Genomic DNA, 17,735 nt, shown 5'->3' with positions numbered 1-17,735 from the left:
AAGCGTGTAATCGCGTAATGGATGACATCGCAGCATGGTTCGCCGGCCGCCTGCCGAGCGAGTGGTTCACCGGGGAGCCCGAGGTGACCGTCGACCGCGAGGAGATCGTGGTCGTCGGTCGCCTCGAGGCCCCCGACGTCGCGGAGGGCGCCTCCGAGGGGGCCGCCGCCGCGGCCGCGGCGGGGCGCGCGACCCGGTTCCGCGAGGACACGCGGGAGCAGCGCATCCGCATCGCGCGCGAGGGCGAGGAGCTCTTCGACCGCAAGATCGCCTGGGGCGTGGACTGCGGGGAGAGCCGCGTCCTGTTCACGACCGTCGCCGTCCCCGTCATGACGCGCCTGCGCCAGCCCGAGCGGCGCACGCTGGACACCCTCGTCGAGGCCGGGATCGCCCGCTCGCGCTCCGAGGCGCTGGCCTGGTCGGTCCGCCTCGTCGCCCAGCACGAGGGCGACTGGATCGAGCAGCTGCGCAGCTCGCTCGTGGCCGTCCGGGAGGCGCGTGCGGCAGGTCCCTCGGTCTGAGCGTCACAATGGGGGGGTGAGCCTCCTCGACACCCCGCAGCGCACGGCCGGGACCGCGACCCCCGCGCCCGCCGTGGCGCCGCTGCGCATCGGCCCGCACACCTCGACGACCCCCGTGGTGCTCGCCCCCATGGCGGGCATCACGAACTCCGCGTTCCGCCGCCTGTGCCGCGAGCACGGCCAGGGCTTCTACGTCAGCGAGATGGTCACGTCCCGCGCCCTGGTGGAGCGCAGCGCCGAGTCGATGCGCCTGGTCACCTTCGACGCCGACGAGCAGCCCCGCAGCCTGCAGCTGTACGGCGTGGACCCGGTCACGGTCGCCGCGGCCGTGCGGATGGTCGTGGACGAGGACCTCGCCGACCACGTCGACCTCAACTTCGGCTGCCCCGTGCCCAAGGTGACCCGCAAGGGCGGGGGAGCGGCGCTGCCCTGGAAGGGCGGGCTGTTCCGCTCCATCGTCGCGGGCGCCGTGCGCGAGGCCTCCAAGGCCGGCATCCCCGTCACGGTGAAGATGCGCAAGGGCGTCGACGACGACCACCTCACCTACCTCGACGCGGGCCGCGCGGCCGAGGCCGAGGGGGTCGCCGCCGTCGCGCTGCACGGCCGCACCGCCGCGCAGCACTACTCCGGCCAGGCCGACTGGGAGGCGATCGCCCGCCTCAAGGACGCCGTCACCACGATCCCCGTGCTGGGCAACGGCGACGTCTGGTCCGCCGAGGACGCGCTGGAGCTGGTGCGGCGCACGGGCTGCGACGGCGTCGTCGTCGGCCGCGGCTGCCTCGGGCGGCCCTGGCTGTTCGCCGACCTCGAGGCGGGTTTCGCCGGTCGCCCCGAACGCCACCGGCCCGGCCTCGACGTGGTCACCGCCACCATCCGCCGCCACGCCGAACTGCTGTGCGAGCACTTCGGCGACGAGCTGCGCGGCTGCCGCGACGTCCGCAAGCACGTCGCCTGGTACTTCAAGGGCTACGCCGTCGGCGGGGACCTGCGCGCCCGCCTCGCGCTCGTCGACACCCTGGACGCCCTCGACGAGCTGATCGCCACCATGGACCTCACCCAGCCCTACCCGGGTGCCGCCGCGGAGGGTTCGCGCGGGCGCGCCGGTTCCCCGCAGCGCGTCGCGCTCCCCGAGGGCTGGCTCGAGGACCGGGAGCTGTCCGGGGCCGCGCTCGAGGTCGTGCGCCAGGCGGAGCTGGCCGTCTCCGGTGGCTGAGCCGGACCACCCGGGCTACGCCCCGGCCGACGTCGAGCGCTGGGCGCCGGAACCCCCGAAGACCCACGGGCGCACCGCGTTCGCGCGCGACCGGGCCCGCGTCCTGCACTCCTCGGCGCTGCGCCGCCTCGCCGCGAAGACCCAGGTCGTCGGGCCCGGCACGGACGACTTCACGCGCAACCGCCTCACGCACTCCCTCGAGGTCGCGCAGGTGGGCCGGGAGCTCGGCGCGGTGCTCGGCTGCGACCCCGACGTCGTCGACACCGCCTGCCTCGCGCACGACCTGGGGCACCCGCCGTTCGGCCACAACGGCGAGCGGGCGCTCGCGGGCATGGCCGCCGACATCGGCGGCTTCGAGGGCAACGCGCAGACGCTGCGGCTGCTGACGCGGCTGGAACCCAAGACGGTCGCCGACGACGGCCGCCCCGTCGGCCTGAACCTCACGCGCGCGAGCCTCGACGCGGCCACCAAGTACCCGTGGGCCCCGGGCGACGCCCCGCGCCCGACGGCGAAGTTCGGCGCCTACCCCGACGACCTCGAGGTGTTCACGTGGCTGCGCGACCGCGCCCCGCGGCACCGGCCGTGCGTCGAGGCCCAGGTCATGGACTTCGCCGACGACGTGGCCTACAGCGTCCACGACGTCGAGGACGCCGTGGTCGCGGGCCACGTGCGCCTGCAGTGGCTGGCGCAGCCCGAGACGCGGCAGCGCGTCGCGGCCATCACCCGCGACTGGTACCTGCCCGACGTGGGCGACGACGAGGTGGCGGACGCGCTCCAGCGCCTCGGCGCCCTGCCGTTCTGGGCCGCGGAGCGCCCCGGTGAGGTCTTCGGCGGCCGGCGGCACCTCGCGGCGCTGAAGGACATGACGAGCCAGCTCATCGGCCGCTTCGCCGGTGCGGCGCAGGCCGCGACGCGCGCGGCCCACGCCGACGGGCCGATCACCCGCTACGCCGCCGACGTGGTCGTGCCCGCGGGCACCGCGCTCGAGGTCGCGGTCCTCAAGGGCGTCGCGGCGACGTTCGTCATGAGCACCCAGGAGCGGCAGCCGTTCTACGCCCGGCAGCGGGAGCTGCTCAGCGAACTGCTGCAGCGGCTGCTCCAGCGGGCGCCGGAGGACCTCGAACCCCCGTTCCGCGAGGACTACGACGCGGCGGCCGACGACGCGGCCCGGCTGCGCGTCGTCGTCGACCAGATCGCCTCGCTCACGGACGTCTCCGCGGTCGCCTGGCACGCCCGGCTGCGGCCCTGACCCCTGCGGCCCAGACCCTCGGGTCCGCGAGACCGAAGGTGACACTCCCTGCCGTGATCATGCAGGTAATCCCTGCATGATCACGGCGGGGAGGGGCGGGTCCCCGGTTCCCTGACGGACGGCCCTCAGACGGACGGCACCTCGGCCGCCGGAGCGTCGAGCGTGCCGGTGGTGAGCGAGCCGGTGAGGTCGTCGTCCCCGCCGGTCACCAGGCACGCCACGTCGCGGCGGCCCGCGTCCCACGCGGTGGGCAGCGGCAGGAAGTAGTCGTAGCCGACGGTGGCGGTGTCCACGCCGGCGGCGTCGAGGGCGCCGGCCACCACGTCGGAGCACTGGGCGTCGGCGGCGGAGTCCACCGCGTCATCGCCCGGGTAGGCGCCCGTCCCCGGCAGCGTGACCACCTCGACGACCTCGGCCTCGTGGCTCGACCCGCAGTCGACGCCGAGGACGGCGTCGGTGTCGTCTGGGTCGCCGTAGTCGAGGCAGTCGCCCACGGCGAGGTCGTCGATGAGCACGCGGGAGGAGTCGTCGGCCCAGGAGCCGGGGGATGCGGCCGACCGGGCCAGGTTCGCGATCCCCGCCACGGCCCCGACCGCGAAGGCCGCGACGAGCACCAGGCCGGCCACGAGGCTGACGGCGCCGAGCACGACGCCCGCGACCGCCATGCCGTGCCCCGCCGCACCGCTGCGCCGCGTGCGCTGCAGGCCGACGAGGCCCAGCGCGAGCGGGACGGCGCCGAGACCGGCGAGGCCCGTGACGAGCGAGGCGATCGCGAAGCCGTCCGTGCCGCGCGGGCCCGGGGGAGCCCACGGGCCGCCGGGGGGCGGGGAGGAGGGGAACGGTTCCACCGTCCCCATGCTACGGAGCGCCGCGGGCCGGAACCGGTCCGCGGAGCCCGCGCCCGCCCGTCCGGAGCAGTCGCCCCTCAGCGACCGCGGCGGCGGGAGCTGATGACGCCGGTGTCGAACCCGGCGAAGTGCAGGCCGCCGTGGAAGCGCGCGTGCTCGATCTTCAGGCAGCGGTTCATGACGACGTCCAGCCCGGCTTCGGTCCCGCGGCGGGCGACGTCCTCGTCGTAGAGGCCGAGCTGCAACCACAGGGCGTGGGCGCCGACGTCGATCGCCTCGTCGAGGACGGCCCCGAGCTGGTCGGGCCGGCGGAACACGTCGACGATGTCGGGCACGCCCGGCAGCGCCGCGAGGGAGGGGTACGCGGGCCGGCCGAGGATCGTGTCCTCGTTCGGGTTGACGAACCACACCTCGAAGTCGGAGCTCGCGAGCAGGTAGGTCGAGACGAAGTACGAGGCGCGCGAGGCCTTGTTCGACGCCCCGACGATCGCGACCGTGCGGCTGCGTCGCAGGATCCGCAGCCGCTCGCCCGGGCGGGGCGCGGTCCACGCGCCCGCGCTGCCGTCGACGGGCGCGTCGTGGGAGCTCGTGGCCGGGGCGACCGGCGCCGACGGTTGCGCCGCAACGGTTCCCGTGTCGCCGATGGAGCCCAGGGTCACGTCGGTGGGGTCGGTGGTGCTCACGCGCCGGCCCCCTTCGTCGCGACGGTGAGGGCTTGGTCGAGGTCCCACAGGACGTCGTCGACGTCCTCGAGGCCGACGCTGATCCGGATGAGGTCCTCGGGAACCCCGGCCGAGGCCAGCTGCTCCGGGCTGAGCTGCTGGTGGGTCGTGCTCGCGGGATGCAGCACGAGGGTGCGCGCGTCGCCGATGTTCGCCAGGTGCGAGCAGAGCTGGCACGCCTCGATGAACCGCTCGCCCGCGGCGCGACCGCCCGCGACGCCGAAGGAGAACACCGCCCCCGGGCCCTCGGGCAGGAACCGCTGCGCGCGGTCGTGGTGCGGGTGCGACGGCAGGCCGGAGTAGCGGACCCAGCTCACGCGCTCGTCCGCCTCGAGCCACTCGGCGACCCGACGGGCGTTGGCGACGTGCTCGCGCATGCGCTGCGGCAGCGTCTCCACGCCGAGCAGCAGCAGGAACGCGCTGTGCGGCGACAGGGTCGCGCCGACGTCGCGCAGCTGCTCGCTGCGCAGCTTGGTGAGGAACCCGTACTCGGCGAAGTTCCCCCACCACGACAGGCCGCCGTAGCTGGTGACGGGTTCGGTCATCTGCGGGAACCGGCCGTTGTCCCAGGGGAACGTCCCGGCGTCCACGACGATCCCGCCGAGCGTGGTGCCGTGGCCGCCGAGGAACTTCGTCGCGGAGTGGATGACGATGTCCGCGCCGTGCTCGATGGGGCGGCACAGGTACGGCGTGGCGGTGGTCGCGTCGACCACCAGCGGGACGCCCGCGGCGTGCGCGACGTCGGCCAGGGCGCGGATGTCGGCGATCACCGTGGAGGGGTTGGCGACGAGCTCGGTGAACACGAGCTTGGTCTTGTCCGTGATGGCCGCGGCGACCGCCTCGGGCTCCGGGTCGACGAAGACGGTGTCGACGCCGAAGCGGCGCAGCGTGACGTCGAGCTGCGTGACCGTGCCGCCGTAGAGGTTGTTGGAGGCGACGATGTGGTCGCCCGCGCCCGCGAGGGCGGCGAAGGTGAGGAACTCCGCGGACTGCCCGCTGCTGCACGCCAGCGCCCCGAGGCCGCCCTCGAGCGACGCCATCCGCTCCTCCAGGGCCGCCACGGTGGGGTTGGAGATGCGGCTGTAGATGTTGCCGTACTTCTGCAGCGCGAAGAGGTTGGCCGCGTCGGCCGCGTCCTCGAAGACGAAGCTCGTCGTCTGGTAGATCGGCACCGCGCGGGCGCCGGTCGTGGGCTCCGGGACGGCACCGGCGTGCACCGCCCGGGTGCGGAAGCCCCAGGTCCGGTCGCTGGTGACGTCGCGGCGTGCGGCACCGGTCTGCTGGCTGGCAGCGGGATCGTTCACAGGGCGATCCTGCCACCCGGCCGGGTCGCCGCCGACCCACCTACACTCGGGCCCGTGCCCGGCCGCATCCACCCCGACGACCTCCTGGCGGTCAAGGAGACCGTCAAGATCGAGGAGGTCGTCGGCGCCCAGGTCGCGCTGCGTCCCGGTGGGGTCGGCTCCTTCAAGGGCCTGTGCCCCTTCCACGACGAGCGGACCCCCAGCTTCACCGTGCGCCCCGTCGTCGGGCGCTGGCACTGCTTCGGCTGCGGCGAGGGCGGCGACGTCATCGAGTTCGTCCAGCGCATCGACGGCCTGGGCTTCACCGAGGCCGTCGAGCGCCTCGCCTCCCAGGTCGGCATCACGCTGCGCTACGTCGACGACGCGGGCCGCGCGGGGCAGCGCCCCAGCGGGGCCGGGGGAGGCCAGCGGCAGCGGCTGCTGGAGGCCCACCGGGTCGCGGAGGAGTACTACTGCGCGCAGCTGGAGGCCGAGGGCCCGGCCGACACCGCGCGGCGCTTCCTCGCCGAGCGCGGCTTCGGGCGGGCCGAGGCCGCCGGCTTCGGCGTCGGCTTCGCGCCCTCCAGCGGCGAGGCCCTGCTGAAGCACCTGCGCGGCAAGGGCTTCACCGAGGACGAGCTGATCACCTCCGGCCTCGCGGCCCGCTCGCAGCGCGGCAGCCTCTACGACCGCTTCCGCGGCCGCCTGGTGTGGCCGATCCGCGACGTCAGCGGCGCGACGATCGCCTTCGGGGCGCGCCGGCTCTTCGACGACGACCGCATCGAGGCCAAGTACCTGAACAGCCCCGAGACGCCGATCTACAAGAAGACGCACGCCCTGTACGGCCTGGACCTGGCCAAGCGCGACATCGCCCGCCGCAAGCAGGTCGTCATCGTCGAGGGCTACACCGACGTCATGGCCTGCCACCTGGCCGGGGTGACGACCGCGGTCGCGACCTGCGGCACGGCCTTCGGCGAGGAGCACGTGCGCATCGTGCGGCGCATGCTCGGCGACGCCGACGGCTCCGGCGAGGTGGTCTTCACCTTCGACGGCGACGCCGCGGGCCAGAAGGCCGCGCTGAAGGCCTTCGAGCTGGACCAGCGCTTCTCCTCGCAGACCTACGTCGCGGTCGAGCCGGGCGGCGCGGACCCCTGCGACCTGCGCCTGGCGCAGGGCGACCAGGCCGTGGCCGCCCTCATCGCCGCGCGCGTGCCGCTGTTCGAGTTCGCGATCCGCTCGACCCTGGAGCGCTTCGACCTCGACAACGAGGCCGGCCGCCTCGCCGCGCTGGACGCGGCCGCCCCGATCGTCGCGGGCATCCGCGACGTCGGGCTGCAGCACCGCTACGCCGTCAACCTCGACCGCTGGCTGGGCTTCCTCGACGAGCGCTTCGTGCTCGACCGGGTCCGCCGCCACGGCGGCCGGAGCCGCGAGGGCGGCCCCGGGGCACCCCAGCGCCGCGAGGCCTCCGCCCGCGCCCGGGTCGATCCGCTCGACCCGGTCGCGCGGCTGGAGCGCCACGTCCTGGCCTGCGTCCTGCAGCACCCCTCGGCCGTGGCCACCGACTTCACGGCCCTGGAGGACGGCGCCTTCACCGTGCCGGCCCACCAGGCCGTGCACGACGCCGTCACGGCCGCCGGGGGGCCGCTGGAGGCCCCACCGGGCACGGCGTGGGTCTCCACCGTCCTGGAGTACGCCGCCGGCCCCGTCGCGGGCCTCGTGCAGGAGCTCGCGGTGGTCGACCTGCCGGTGCCGGCGGAGTCCGAGGTCGAGCGCTGGGGGCGGTCGATGATCGCGGCGCTCGCGCTGCAGTCGGCGACCCGCTCGGTGGCCCAGGCCCGCCGCGCCCTGCAGCGCCTGGACCCGCAGGCGCAGGCCGAGGAGTACGCCGCGGCCTCCACCGAGCTGTTCCGCCTGGAGGCCCTGCGCCGCGCGCTCCAGGAGCGCTCGCAGGGCGCCTGACCGGGGCACCTCAGGTCCGGGTCGCCGGCGCCGACAGACAGGTGCAGGGCGGCCGTCCACGGGTCGGCGACGCGAGCGTCGCGGACGGGCTGGTACGGTTGACCTGCTGTGGCCGAGGGAACCCGAACGGGTGAGAGCGGCTGTGGTCCCGCCTAGCTCAATTGGCAGAGCAGCCGGCTGTTAACCGGCAGGTTACTGGTTCGAGTCCAGTGGCGGGAGCTCCACGGAGCACCGGCAGGGGGTGCGCGACTCACGTCGCGCACCCCCTGTCGTCGTGTCGGGGGGATCGTGCGGGACGACGGAGGGTGACCAGTGGCGCAGCGCGGACGCAGCGGCGCCGTGGCCGCGATCCTCGTCCCGCTGCTCCTGCTCCTGCTGGTCCTCGTGCTGCTGCGCGGCTCCGGCGGGGAGACCGGCCCGACCGCCCCCGGGGGCAGCGCGTCCGCCGCCCTCACCGGGCTCGAGGTCGCCCCCGCCGGCTCCTCCCGCGGCTACCAGCGCGACCGCTTCGGCCCGGCCTGGGCCGACGTCGACGGCAACGGCTGCGGGACCCGCGACGACGTCCTGCGCCGCGACCTCACCGACGTCCGCACCCGCGCCGACGGGTGCGTGGTGCTCACCGGGACGCTCGACGACCCCTACTCCGACGCCGTGATCTCCTTCCGCCGCGGCGCGGCCACGAGCGCCGAGGTGCAGGTCGACCACGTCGTGGCGCTCTCCGACGCGTGGCGCACGGGGGCGTCGGCGTTCTCCGCCCAGCGGCTGCTGGAGTTCGCCAACGACCCGCGGGAGCTGCTCGCCGTCGACGGCTCGCTGAACTCCGCGAAGGGCGACGACGACGCCTCGCAGTGGCTGCCGCCCGAGGGCGAGTGCGCCTACGTCGCGCGCCAGATCGCCGTGAAGCGGACCTACGGCCTGTGGGTCACGCCCGCCGAGCACGACGCCATGGCCGACGTCCTGGCCGGCTGCCCCGGCGAGCCCCTGCCCGCGTCCTGACCCCGGCGGGTCAGCGGAAGAGGGCGCTGTAGGCGTTGAGGGCCGGCTGCCCGCCGAGGTGGGCGTACAGGACGGTCGAGCCCGCGGGGATCCGCCCGTCCTGCACCAGGTCGATCAGCCCCGCCATCGACTTGCCCTCGTACACCGGGTCGAGGACGACGCCCTCGAGCCGGCCGGTCAGGCGCATGGCGTCGAGCGTCGAGGCCACGGGGATGCCGTAGGCGTCGCCGGCCCAGCCCTCCAGGACGGTGATCTCGTCGTCGCGCAGGTCGCGGCCGAGGTCGATGAGGTCGGCCGTGCGCCGGGCGATCCGCTCGACCTGGGCGCGGGTCTCGGCGATGCGGGCCGAGGCGTCGATGCCGATGACCCGGCGCGGGCGGTCCTGCCCCGCGAACCCCGCGATCATCCCGGCGTGCGTGGACCCCGTCACGGAGCACACGACGACGGTGTCGAAGAAGATCCCGAGCTCCTGCTCCTGGCGCTGCACCTCGTACGCCCAGTTCGCGAAGCCCAGGCCGCCGAGCTCGTGGTCGGAGGCGCCCGCGGGGATGCCGTAGGGGGTTCCGCCGCGCTCGGCGACGTCGGCCAGCGCCTGCTCCCACGAGCTCTTGAACCCGATGCCGAAACCCTCGTCGACGAGGCGGACCTCGGCGCCCATCAACCGCGACAGCAGGATGTTGCCGACGCGGTCGTTGACGGCGTCGGGCCAGTCGACCCACTGCTCCTGCACGAGGACGGCCTTCATCCCCAGGGACGCGGCGACCGCGGCGACCTGGCGCGTGTGGTTGGACTGGACGCCCCCGATCGAGACGAGGGTGTCCGCGCCCTTCGCCAGCGCGTCGGGCAGGAGGTACTCGAGCTTGCGGGTCTTGTTGCCGCCGTAGGCGAGACCGGAGTTGACGTCCTCGCGCTTGGCCCAGACCTGCACGTCGCCCAGGTGGGCGCTCAGGCGGGGCATCGGGTGCACGGGGCTGGGGCCGAACGTCAGCGGGTGGCGGGGGAACTGCTCGAGACGCACGGGAGGGCTCCAGTTCGGGGGAAGGGTTTCAGAGGAGGTCGAGGAAGGGGTCGAGCGTCAGCCAGTTCTCGCGCGCCAGCCGGCCCGCCGTCTCGGCGTCGCGGGCCAGCGCGTGCCGGGTGATGGCGGCGTGCTGGGCGACGGACCCGCGCCCGGACAGGGTCGAGAACCGCGCGCGCTCGATCCGCCGCAGCAGCGGGGTCGCCTGGTCGAGGGCGGAGCGCAGCAGCGGGTTGCCCGCCACCGTGACGAAGACGTCGTGGAACGCGTCGTCCGCGGCGAGCGCCGCGTCCGGGTCCCCGGCCGCCAGCGCCGCCGCGAACTCGTCGTTGCTGCGGTGCAGGGCGTCGGCGTGCCCGGCGTCGAGGTGCGGGACGGCTTCGGTGACGGCGAGCTGGTGCAGCGCCGCCGCGAGGGTCTGCGCGTGCCGCGCGGCGCGCGCGTCCCACGGCGCGACGACCGTGGAGTGCCCCGGGCGGGTGCGGACGAGCCCCGCCTGCTCCAGGCGCGCGAGGGCCTCCCGGATCGGCGTGCGGCTGATGCCGAGCCAGTGCTCCAGCTCGGGGTCGCGCAACCGCTCACCCGGCGCCAGCGTCCCGTCGACGATCGCGTCGCGCAGCGCCCGGTAGGCGTCCTCACGCAGGAGGGAGCGCCGGTGGGCGGCGTTTTCGGGAACCGGCATGCAACATATTGCACGCAGCCCGGTCGTCCCCTGTCAACCTGCGCGGTGGGCGTCAGGGGCGGCGGGGGGCCCGGTCGAGGATCCCGAACGCGTCCCAGAGCCCGTCGGCCGCCTCGACGCTGGCCCGGGTGCGGGCCGGGTCCAGCGTGGCGAGCTCGGCGCAGACCGCCTGCACCACGGCGAGGGCCGGCGTGAGGGACGGGAAGAAGGACACGCCCTCGGCCGGGACGAGCAGGACGTGCCGGGCCGCGGCCGCGAGAGGACCGCTCGCCGAGTCCGTGACGCTGCAGACGGTCGCCCCGCGCTCGGCGGCGGCCTGCGCGGCCCGGACGGCGCTGGTGTAGAGCCGCCAGAAGCTGACGGTGACGACGACGTCCTCGGGGCCCACCCGGGCCAGGGCGTTGACCATCGACGCCGAGGCGCCGTCGTGCAGCTGCACGTCGTAGCCCGCGAGCCCCGCGTTGTGCGCCAGGGCGATCCCGACCGCCGCGTAGCTGCCGGAGGCGATGACCAGCGTGCGCCGGGCGCCCGCGATGGCCCGGGCCACGGCGACGACGGCGGCGGGATCGGTGCTGCGCGAGAGCACCGCGAGGTCGTCGACGTCGCGGCGCAGGGACGCCGCCGAGGCCGCGTCGGTGAGGCTGCCGTGCTCGGCGGCGACCTGCGGGGCGCTCAGCGAGGACAGGTAGCGGGCCCGCAGCTCCTGCTGCAGCGCCGGCCACCCGTCGAAGCCGAGCGCCTGAGCGGTGCGGGTCACCGTGGCGACCGTCGCGCCGGCGAGCTGGGCGACCTCCGCCGCGCCGCCGTAGGAGGCCGTGCGGGGCTTGGTGTGCAGGACGTGCACGACGGCGCGCGACTTCGTCGACAGCCGGCCACCGGGGGCGCGGGAGGACAGCCACGTCTCGAGGCCGTCCTCGCGGCCGGCCGGGTCCGGCGTCACGGGTTCGTCGGGCGCGGGCTCGCTCGTCACCCGGCGCACGTTACGGCAACATTTCCTGCAAGAACCATTGCAGAACATCTATGAGTGACCCTACGTTTGCGGACACTGCCCCTCGTTCCACCCGTGCCCGAGGAGACTCCGTGAACCTGCTGCAACGGCTCGACCGGCTGCCCCTGAGCCGTCCGCACTACGTCCTGCTCCTCATCGGCGGCCTCGGGTACACCTTCGACGGCCTCGACGGGGCCGTCGTCGCGTTCCTGCTCCCGTCGGTCCGCGAGCAGTGGGAGCTGACCAGCGCGCAGTCCGGCATCATCGGCTCCGCCACGCCGATCGGCTACCTCGTCGGGGCCACGATCGCCGGCCTGCTGGCCGACCGGATCGGCCGCCGCCGCGTGATGATGTGGGCGCTGGCGTTCTACGCGGCGTTCACCCTCGTGGCCGCCGCGTCGCCGAACTTCTCGTTCTTCGTCGGTGCCCGCATTCTCGCGGGCCTCGGCACGGGCGCCGAGAGCGCCATCATCGCCCCGTTCCTCGCCGAGTTCGTCCCCGCCAAGCGCAGGGGCTGGTTCATCGGCGCCCTGGCCGGGTTCTTCTCCTTCGGCTACGTCCTCGCCGCCCTGCTCGGCCGCTTCGTCGTCGAGGGCGGCGGTGACGGCTGGCGCTGGGCGCAGGTCCTCACGGCGCTGCCCGTGGTGCTGCTGCTGTGGTGGCGGCGCTCGCTCCCGGAATCGCCCCGCTACCTCCTGCTGCGGGGCCGGGTCGCCGAGGCGGAGACCGTCGTGGTCGGCATGGAGCGCAGCGTCGAGCGCGCCACCGGCCGTCCGCTGCCCGCCGTCGAGGCGCCGGTCGGGGTGACGGCGACGCGACCCGCGGTGCAGCAGGCCAGCCCCACGCTGCTGTCCGCCCTGCGGTTCCTGTTCAGCCGCGCCATGGCGCGGCGCACCGCCGTCGTCTGGCTGCTGTGGTTCGTGGCCACGTTCTCGTTCTACGGGTTCTTCAGCTGGATCCCCACGCTCCTGGTCGACCGCGGCTTCACCGTCACCAAGAGCTTCGAGTTCTCCATCATCATCTACCTGGCGCAGATCCCCGGGTACTTCTCGGCGGCCTGGTGCAACGAGCGCTTCGACCGCCGGCGCACCATCGCGGCCTACCTGATCGGTGCCGCGCTCAGCGCCTTCGCCCTCAGCCAGGCCGACAGCGCGGTGACCATCGTCCTCGCGGGTGCCGTGCTGTCGTTCTTCCTCAACGGCACCTACGCCGGGTTGTACGCCTACACGCCCGAGGTGTTCCCGACCTGGATCCGGGCGACCGGCACGGGCCTGTCCAGCGCCTTCGGCCGCTTCGGCAGCATCAGCGCCCCGGCCCTCATCGGGTTCTTCTACGTCTCGCTCGGGTTCGGGGGCGTGTTCACCATGGTCACCGCGGTCCTCGTCGTCGGGGTCGTCGCGGTGCTCGTGTTCGGGCTCTCCACGGCCGGTCGGTCGCTGGAGGAGCTCACCGAGACCGACGCCGTCCACGCCGCGCAGGAGGACGTGCTCGGTACGCCGACGGTCGGGGGGACGCGCGCGTGAGCGACACCGGAACCACTCCGACCACCGCGCCGCGGACGACGATCACCCGGCCGGAACGGGCGGGGGAGAACGCCCCGGGCTTCGACGTCGTCGAGGCCGCGGCCCAGGCCGGCCTCGGCGTGCGGCTGTTCACCGTCCTGGCGTGGGACGACGAGCGGGCTGCGTTGCAGCGCATCCACACCTCCCACCCGGTGGAGTACCCCGTCGGCGGGGAGAAGTTCATGCCGCGCGACGCGCCCTGGCCGCAGCAGGTGCTCGTGCAGCGCCGCCCCTACCTCGGGCGCACCCCGGCCGAGGTGGCCGCCGTCTTCGCCGACTGGCCCACCATCGAGGCGCTGGGCTGCGGGGCGACGCTCAACGTGCCCGTCGTCGACGACGGCCGGACGCTGGGTTCGCTCAGCCTCCTCGACGCCGAGGGCCGCTACGACGAGTCCTCGGTCCCGGCGGCGCTGCGGCTCGCCGAGCTGGCCCGCGAACCCCTGCGGGCCTGGCACGCGGCCCGCGCCACGACCGCCCCGACCACCGACCCCGGAGGAACCCCCCGATGACCGACAGCCTGCTCGTGCGCGGCGGCGACGTCCTCGACCTCGTCGCGGGGGAGTACCTCGCCGGCCACGACGTCCTCAGCCGCTCCGGCCGCGTCGTCGAGGTCGGGCGCGGCCTCAGCGCACCCGACGACGCGCGGGTCGTCGACGCCACGGGCCTGCGCGTCCTGCCGGGCCTCGTCGACTGCCACGTCCACGTCACCGCCGCGACCGCCGACCTGGGTGCACTGCCGACGTGGGCGCCGAGCTACGTCGCCGCCCACGCGGGCCGGTTGATGCGCGACATGCTGCACCGCGGCTTCACCACGGTGCGGGACACGGGGGGCGCCGACTTCGGCCTCGCCCAGGCGCAGGCCGAGGGTCTCGTCACCGGGCCGCGCCTCGCGTTCGGCGGCAAGGCCCTGAGCCAGACCGGCGGGCACGGCGACGTCCGGGGCCCCGGCGCCGACGCGCAGGAGGAACCCGGCTGCTGCGCGAGCATGGGCCGGGTCGTCGACGGCGTCGAACCCCTGCGGGTCGCCGCGCGCGACGAGCTGCGCAAGGGGGCCCACCACCTGAAGGTCATGGCCGGCGGGGGAGTGTCGTCCCCGACCGACCGCATCGACTCCACGCAGTACTCCCTGGACGAGCTGCGCGCCGTCGTCGCGGAGGCGGAGGCCGCGAACCGCTACGTCGCCGCCCACGCCTACACCGCGCGGGCCATCGACCGGGCCCTGGAAGCGGGCATCCGCACCATCGAGCACGGCAACCTCCTCGACGCCCACAGCGTCGAGCTGTTCCTGGCCCACGACGCCTTCCTCGTGCCCACGCTCGTGACGTACTGGGCGCTTAAGGAGGAGGGGCGGGAGTTCGGGCTGCCGCAGGACAGCTGGGAGAAGGTCGACGCCGTCCTCGACGCCGGGATCGGTGCGCTGCAGCTCGCCGCCGCAGCGGGCGTGAAGATCGCCTACGGCTCCGACCTGCTCGGCGGGATGCAGCGCCACCAGTCGCAGGAGTTCCGCATCCGCGCCGACGTGCTGCCGTCGCTGGACGTCCTGCGCTCGGCCACCACCGTGGCCGCGGAACTGCTCGGCATGGTCGGCGAGGTGGGGGTCCTCACCCCGGGTGCCCACGCCGACCTCGTCCTCGTCGACGGTGACCCCCTGCAGGACGCGGGCATCCTCGCCGACCCGGGCAAGCACGTCCCCGTGGTCGTGCAGGCCGGGCACGTGGTCCTCGACCGCCGCTGAGTCCCGGCCGCTACCCTGGCGCGGGCGGCGCCCCGTTCCGCGGCGGCGCCCTCGGGGCGGTAGCTCAGTCGGTCAGAGCAGGGGACTCATAATCCCTCGGTCGTGGGTTCGAGCCCCACCCGCCCTACGGCTCCGGCGGCAGGGCCGCGGCCGCCCTCCCGGTGCGGGGCGACCGTCACCGCCGGACGGTGCCGACGGCTCGGGCCGCTCCAGCTCGTCGCGGCGGGGCGACGCACGACGGGGAGCACGTCGGCCGCGGACCCGCGGGTCCGCGTCACCGACGGTCCGGTTCTACTACGCCCCGCGCGGGACGGCGCGCTGAGGACGTGTCGGCGGTCGGCGTCAGGCGACGCGGGCCATCGCGACGAGGACCTGCGGCAGCGTCGGGACGCCCTCGGCGCGGAAGACCTCGGTGCCCGCGTCGTCGCGGACCACGACGGTCGGGGTGGTGCGGATGCCCGCGGCCTCGGCGCGGTCGACCTGCTCGGCGACGTCCACGTCGACGACCCGCACCGCGGGGACCAGCTGCGCCGCCCGCGCGAGGACGCGGCGGGTGCTGACGCAGGGCCCGCAGAACGCGGAGGAGAACAGCTCGACGGTCACACCGGTGCAACCCCGCTGCGGCCTGGGGCCTTCCGCGGGCTCAGAGCAGGTAGCGGAAGAGCGGTTCGCCCGCGGCCACCGGCTCGAAGCTCGCGGGGGAGGCGTCCATGCGGGCCAGCAGGGCGGGCAGGTCGTCGGGGTGCGCGATCTCCAGACCGACCAGCGCCGGGCCCGTCTCGCGGTTGCTGCGCTTGACGTACTCGAACAGCGTGATGTCGTCGTCCGGGCCGAGGACCTCGTCGAGGAAGCGCCGCAGCGCCCCGGGCTCCTGCGGGAAGTCGACGAGGAAGTAGTGCTTGCGGCCCTCGTGGATCAGGGCGCGCTCGACGATCTCGGCGTACCGGCTGACGTCGTTGTTGCCGCCGGAGACGACGCACACCACGGACGACCCAGGCTCGACGGTGATCGCCTCGGCCAGCGCGGCCGTCGCCAGCGCCCCCGCGGGCTCGGCGATGATCCCGTCGGTCTGGTACATCGCCAGCATCTCCCGGCAGATGCGGCCCTCGTCCACCGTGACCAGCTCGGTGCCCGACGCCGCGACCACGGGGTGGGTGGAGGTGCCGACCCGGCGGACGGCGGCGCCGTCGACGAAGGTGTCGAGCTTCGCCAGGGTCACGGGGCCCCCGGCGGCGACGGCGGCCGCCATGGACGCGGCACCCGCGGGCTCGACCCCGACGACGCGCACGCTCGGGTGCCGCTCGCCGATCCACGCCAGGACACCCGCGAGCAGACCGCCGCCGCCGACCGGCACGACGAGCACGTCGGGCAGCTCGCCCTGCGCGGCCAGCACCTGCTCGACCACCTCGATGGCGACGGTGCCCTGACCGGCCACGGTCCGCGGGTCGTCGAAGGCGGGCACCAGCGTGGCGCCCGAGGAGGACGCGTGCTCCTTCGCGGCGGCCGCGGCGTCGTCGTAGGTGTCCCCGATGACCACCGTCTCGACGAACTCCCCACCCAGCTTTGCGATCCGGTCCCGCTTCTGCCGCGGCGTCGTGCGGGGCAGGTAGACGCGGCCGTGCACCCGCAGGGCCGCGCACGCGTAGGCGACGCCCTGGCCGTGGTTGCCGGCGCTCGCGCACACGACGCCGATGGCCCGCGCCCCGTCCTCGAGCTGGGCGATGAGGTTGTAGGCGCCGCGCGCCTTGTAGGAGCGGACGACCTGCAGGTCCTCGCGCTTGAGCCAGATGCGCGCCCCGGTCTCCTCCGAGAGCCGCACGCTGGCCTCGAGCGGGGTCGTCGCCACCACGCCGACCAGGCGCCGGGCCGCCGCCTCGACCGTGGCCGCGTCCACGACGGCGCCGGGCGCGGCGACCGCCGGGGACGTCGCCAGGGTGTCCGCGGCGGCAGGGGAGTCGGGCGTCATGGGTCCATGGTCGCGCCGCGCCCCGGGTGAGGTGCACCACAGGCCCCCCCGGGGGGTGCTGGAGATGGCAAGGCTGCCCTATCCTCGGCAAGCCTCACCTCACCTGGTGCGGCGTCCTGCGGAAGGGGTCGCACGTGCTCGCCACCTTCGTCATCGGGCTCCGCGAGGGGCTCGAGGCGGCGCTCGTCGTCGGCATCGTCGCGGCCTTCCTGCGACAGCGCGGCGAGGTCCGTGCCGTGCGCTACGTGTGGATGGGCGTGCTGGCCGCCGTGGTGCTCTGCGCCGGTGCCGCCCTCGCGCTGCAGGCGTACTCCCAGGGCCTGCCCCAGCGCCAGCAGGAGCAGCTCGAGACCGTCGTCGGCCTCGTCGCCGTCGCGATGGTCACCTACATGATCTTCTGGATGACCCGGCACGCCCGGTCCATGAAGGGCGACCTCGAGCGCGCGGCCGACACGGCGCTCGCGAGCGGGTCGTCGTGGGCGCTGGTCGCCATGGCCTTCCTCGCGGTGCTGCGCGAGGGCCTGGAGACGTCGGTGTTCCTCCTCGCCACCTTCCAGAACTCGCGCGACAACGCGCAGGGCGCCCTGGGTGCGGCCCTCGGCGTGGTCCTCGCGGTCGCGCTCGGCTACGGCATCTACCGCGGCGGTGTGAAGCTGAACCTGACCCGGCTCTTCCGCGCCACCGGCGTCCTCCTCGTGGTCGTCGCGGCCGGCATCGTCATGGGCGCCGCGCACACCGCCTACGAGGCGGGCTGGCTCCTCGCGGGCCAGCAGCAGGTCCTCGACCTCTCCGCGCTCGTCGAGCCCGGCACCGTGCGGGCCGCGCTCCTGCAGGGCGTCCTCGGGTGGCAGCCCCGCCCGACGCTCGCGGAGGTCCTCGGCTGGGTCGTCTACGCCGTCCCGATGCTCCTGGTCGTCCTGTGGCCGCGCGCGCGCCGCACCGCGGGCGAGCGCGCCCCGCAGCCCGTCTCCGCCTGACCCACCCCCTCGT

17 protein-coding genes and 2 tRNA genes are annotated in these 17,735 nt (G+C 74.9%); 11 read left to right on the top strand and 8 right to left on the bottom strand.

Annotation, left to right across the window (positions count from 1 at the left end):
• Window positions 1–17: 17 nt before the first annotated feature.
• From abmR to F1544_RS08565, 3 genes are read left to right on the top strand one after another with little or no spacing between them, the layout of a single operon-like run.
• A complete protein-coding gene (abmR, locus tag F1544_RS08575) occupies window positions 18–521 on the top strand; it encodes an ATP-binding transcription factor AbmR (protein ID WP_167584232.1) in 504 nt (167 codons plus the stop codon).
• Window positions 522–537: 16 nt separating this feature from the next.
• Window positions 538–1,734: a tRNA dihydrouridine synthase DusB gene (dusB, locus tag F1544_RS08570; RefSeq protein WP_167584229.1), complete on the top strand. Its 1,197-nt coding sequence runs from the start codon at window positions 538–540 to the stop codon at window positions 1,732–1,734.
• Window positions 1,727–2,983, top strand: coding sequence for a deoxyguanosinetriphosphate triphosphohydrolase (locus tag F1544_RS08565; protein WP_167584226.1), 1,257 nt, complete (start codon window positions 1,727–1,729; stop codon window positions 2,981–2,983). Before dusB ends, F1544_RS08565 begins: the two co-directional genes overlap by 8 nt.
• A 125-nt stretch (window positions 2,984–3,108) precedes the next feature.
• Here the strand turns inward: F1544_RS08565 and F1544_RS08560 are convergent, their stop codons facing one another.
• The 3 genes from F1544_RS08560 to F1544_RS08550 form a co-directional block, all read right to left on the bottom strand.
• Window positions 3,109–3,831 carry a DUF4190 domain-containing protein gene (locus F1544_RS08560; RefSeq protein ID WP_167584222.1) on the bottom strand — a complete coding sequence of 241 codons (723 nt, stop codon included), beginning with the start codon at window positions 3,829–3,831 and terminating at the stop codon, window positions 3,109–3,111.
• 77 nt (window positions 3,832–3,908) lie between these two features.
• A complete protein-coding gene (locus F1544_RS08555) occupies window positions 3,909–4,514 on the bottom strand; it encodes a CoA-binding protein (RefSeq protein WP_308469955.1) in 606 nt (201 codons plus the stop codon).
• On the bottom strand, window positions 4,511–5,857 hold the full coding sequence (locus tag F1544_RS08550; protein ID WP_167584219.1) for an O-acetylhomoserine aminocarboxypropyltransferase/cysteine synthase family protein: 1,347 nt from the start codon (window positions 5,855–5,857) through the stop codon (window positions 4,511–4,513). Before F1544_RS08550 ends, F1544_RS08555 begins: the two co-directional genes overlap by 4 nt.
• Window positions 5,858–5,911: 54 nt before the next feature.
• On the opposite strand from F1544_RS08550, the gene dnaG reads away from it, so the two are divergent.
• From dnaG to F1544_RS08535, 3 genes are all read left to right on the top strand, one after another.
• Window positions 5,912–7,798: a DNA primase gene (gene dnaG, locus F1544_RS08545; RefSeq protein WP_167584216.1), complete on the top strand. Its 1,887-nt coding sequence runs from the start codon at window positions 5,912–5,914 to the stop codon at window positions 7,796–7,798.
• Between the two features lie 146 nt (window positions 7,799–7,944).
• A tRNA-Asn gene (locus F1544_RS08540) sits at window positions 7,945–8,017 on the top strand.
• A 93-nt stretch (window positions 8,018–8,110) separates the two neighbouring features.
• Window positions 8,111–8,794 (top strand): HNH endonuclease family protein, encoded by a 684-nt coding sequence (locus F1544_RS08535; RefSeq protein WP_167584213.1) that lies wholly within the window; start codon window positions 8,111–8,113, stop codon window positions 8,792–8,794.
• Window positions 8,795–8,804: 10 nt separating this feature from the next.
• Here F1544_RS08535 and F1544_RS08530 read toward each other — a convergent pair whose 3' ends face one another.
• From F1544_RS08530 to F1544_RS08520, 3 genes are read right to left on the bottom strand one after another with little or no spacing between them, the layout of a single operon-like run.
• Window positions 8,805–9,812: a 1-aminocyclopropane-1-carboxylate deaminase gene (locus F1544_RS08530; RefSeq protein ID WP_167584211.1), complete on the bottom strand. Its 1,008-nt coding sequence runs from the start codon at window positions 9,810–9,812 to the stop codon at window positions 8,805–8,807.
• A gap of 28 nt (window positions 9,813–9,840) precedes the next feature.
• Window positions 9,841–10,494 (bottom strand): GntR family transcriptional regulator, encoded by a 654-nt coding sequence (locus F1544_RS08525; protein WP_167584209.1) that lies wholly within the window; start codon window positions 10,492–10,494, stop codon window positions 9,841–9,843.
• 52 nt (window positions 10,495–10,546) lie between these two features.
• Window positions 10,547–11,464, bottom strand: a complete 918-nt coding sequence (locus F1544_RS08520; RefSeq protein WP_208971513.1) for a MurR/RpiR family transcriptional regulator — start codon at window positions 11,462–11,464, stop codon at window positions 10,547–10,549.
• Window positions 11,465–11,574: 110 nt separating this feature from the next.
• On the opposite strand from F1544_RS08520, the gene F1544_RS08515 reads away from it, so the two are divergent.
• The 4 genes from F1544_RS08515 to F1544_RS08500 all read left to right on the top strand — a co-directional run bounded on the left by F1544_RS08515 (window position 11,575) and on the right by F1544_RS08500 (window position 14,906).
• Window positions 11,575–13,005 carry an MFS transporter gene (locus F1544_RS08515; RefSeq protein ID WP_167584205.1) on the top strand — a complete coding sequence of 477 codons (1,431 nt, stop codon included), beginning with the start codon at window positions 11,575–11,577 and terminating at the stop codon, window positions 13,003–13,005.
• Window positions 13,002–13,553: a hypothetical protein gene (locus tag F1544_RS08510; protein ID WP_208971512.1), complete on the top strand. Its 552-nt coding sequence runs from the start codon at window positions 13,002–13,004 to the stop codon at window positions 13,551–13,553. Before F1544_RS08515 ends, F1544_RS08510 begins: the two co-directional genes overlap by 4 nt.
• Window positions 13,550–14,779, top strand: coding sequence for a metal-dependent hydrolase family protein (locus tag F1544_RS08505; RefSeq protein WP_167584203.1), 1,230 nt, complete (start codon window positions 13,550–13,552; stop codon window positions 14,777–14,779). Before F1544_RS08510 ends, F1544_RS08505 begins: the two co-directional genes overlap by 4 nt.
• Before the next feature lie 53 nt (window positions 14,780–14,832).
• Window positions 14,833–14,906, top strand: a tRNA-Ile gene (locus tag F1544_RS08500).
• Window positions 14,907–15,121: 215 nt separating this feature from the next.
• On the opposite strand, the gene F1544_RS08495 is transcribed toward F1544_RS08500, so the two are convergent.
• Both F1544_RS08495 and ilvA read right to left on the bottom strand, forming a co-directional pair.
• Window positions 15,122–15,382 carry a glutaredoxin domain-containing protein gene (locus tag F1544_RS08495; RefSeq protein ID WP_167584201.1) on the bottom strand — a complete coding sequence of 87 codons (261 nt, stop codon included), beginning with the start codon at window positions 15,380–15,382 and terminating at the stop codon, window positions 15,122–15,124.
• A 40-nt stretch (window positions 15,383–15,422) separates the two neighbouring features.
• A complete protein-coding gene (gene ilvA / locus F1544_RS08490; protein WP_167584199.1) occupies window positions 15,423–16,745 on the bottom strand; it encodes a threonine ammonia-lyase IlvA in 1,323 nt (440 codons plus the stop codon).
• Between the two features lie 134 nt (window positions 16,746–16,879).
• On the opposite strand from ilvA, the gene efeU reads away from it, so the two are divergent.
• The gene (gene efeU / locus F1544_RS08485) at window positions 16,880–17,722 is read left to right on the top strand and encodes an iron uptake transporter permease EfeU (protein WP_167584197.1); all 843 of its coding nucleotides are present in this window, start codon (window positions 16,880–16,882) and stop codon (window positions 17,720–17,722) included.
• The last annotated feature ends 13 nt before the right edge of the window (window positions 17,723–17,735 follow it).

It is taken from the genome of Kineococcus rubinsiae, from assembly GCF_011839805.1.
In the GTDB taxonomy this organism is placed as follows: Bacteria; Actinomycetota; Actinomycetes; order Actinomycetales; family Kineococcaceae; genus Kineococcus; species Kineococcus rubinsiae.
Note: the sequence above shows the minus strand (reverse complement) of the source record. Positions and strands in the feature narration are given on the sequence as shown.

Coding starts and splice junctions, on each gene's coding strand:
- abmR (WP_167584232.1), top strand. CDS start 18: ATGGATGACATCGCAGCATGGTTCGCCGGCCGCCTGCCGAGCGAGTGG.
- ilvA (WP_167584199.1), bottom strand. CDS start 16,745: ATGACGCCCGACTCCCCTGCCGCCGCGGACACCCTGGCGACGTCCCCG.
- F1544_RS08525 (WP_167584209.1), bottom strand. CDS start 10,494: ATGCCGGTTCCCGAAAACGCCGCCCACCGGCGCTCCCTCCTGCGTGAG.
- F1544_RS08505 (WP_167584203.1), top strand. CDS start 13,550: ATGACCGACAGCCTGCTCGTGCGCGGCGGCGACGTCCTCGACCTCGTC.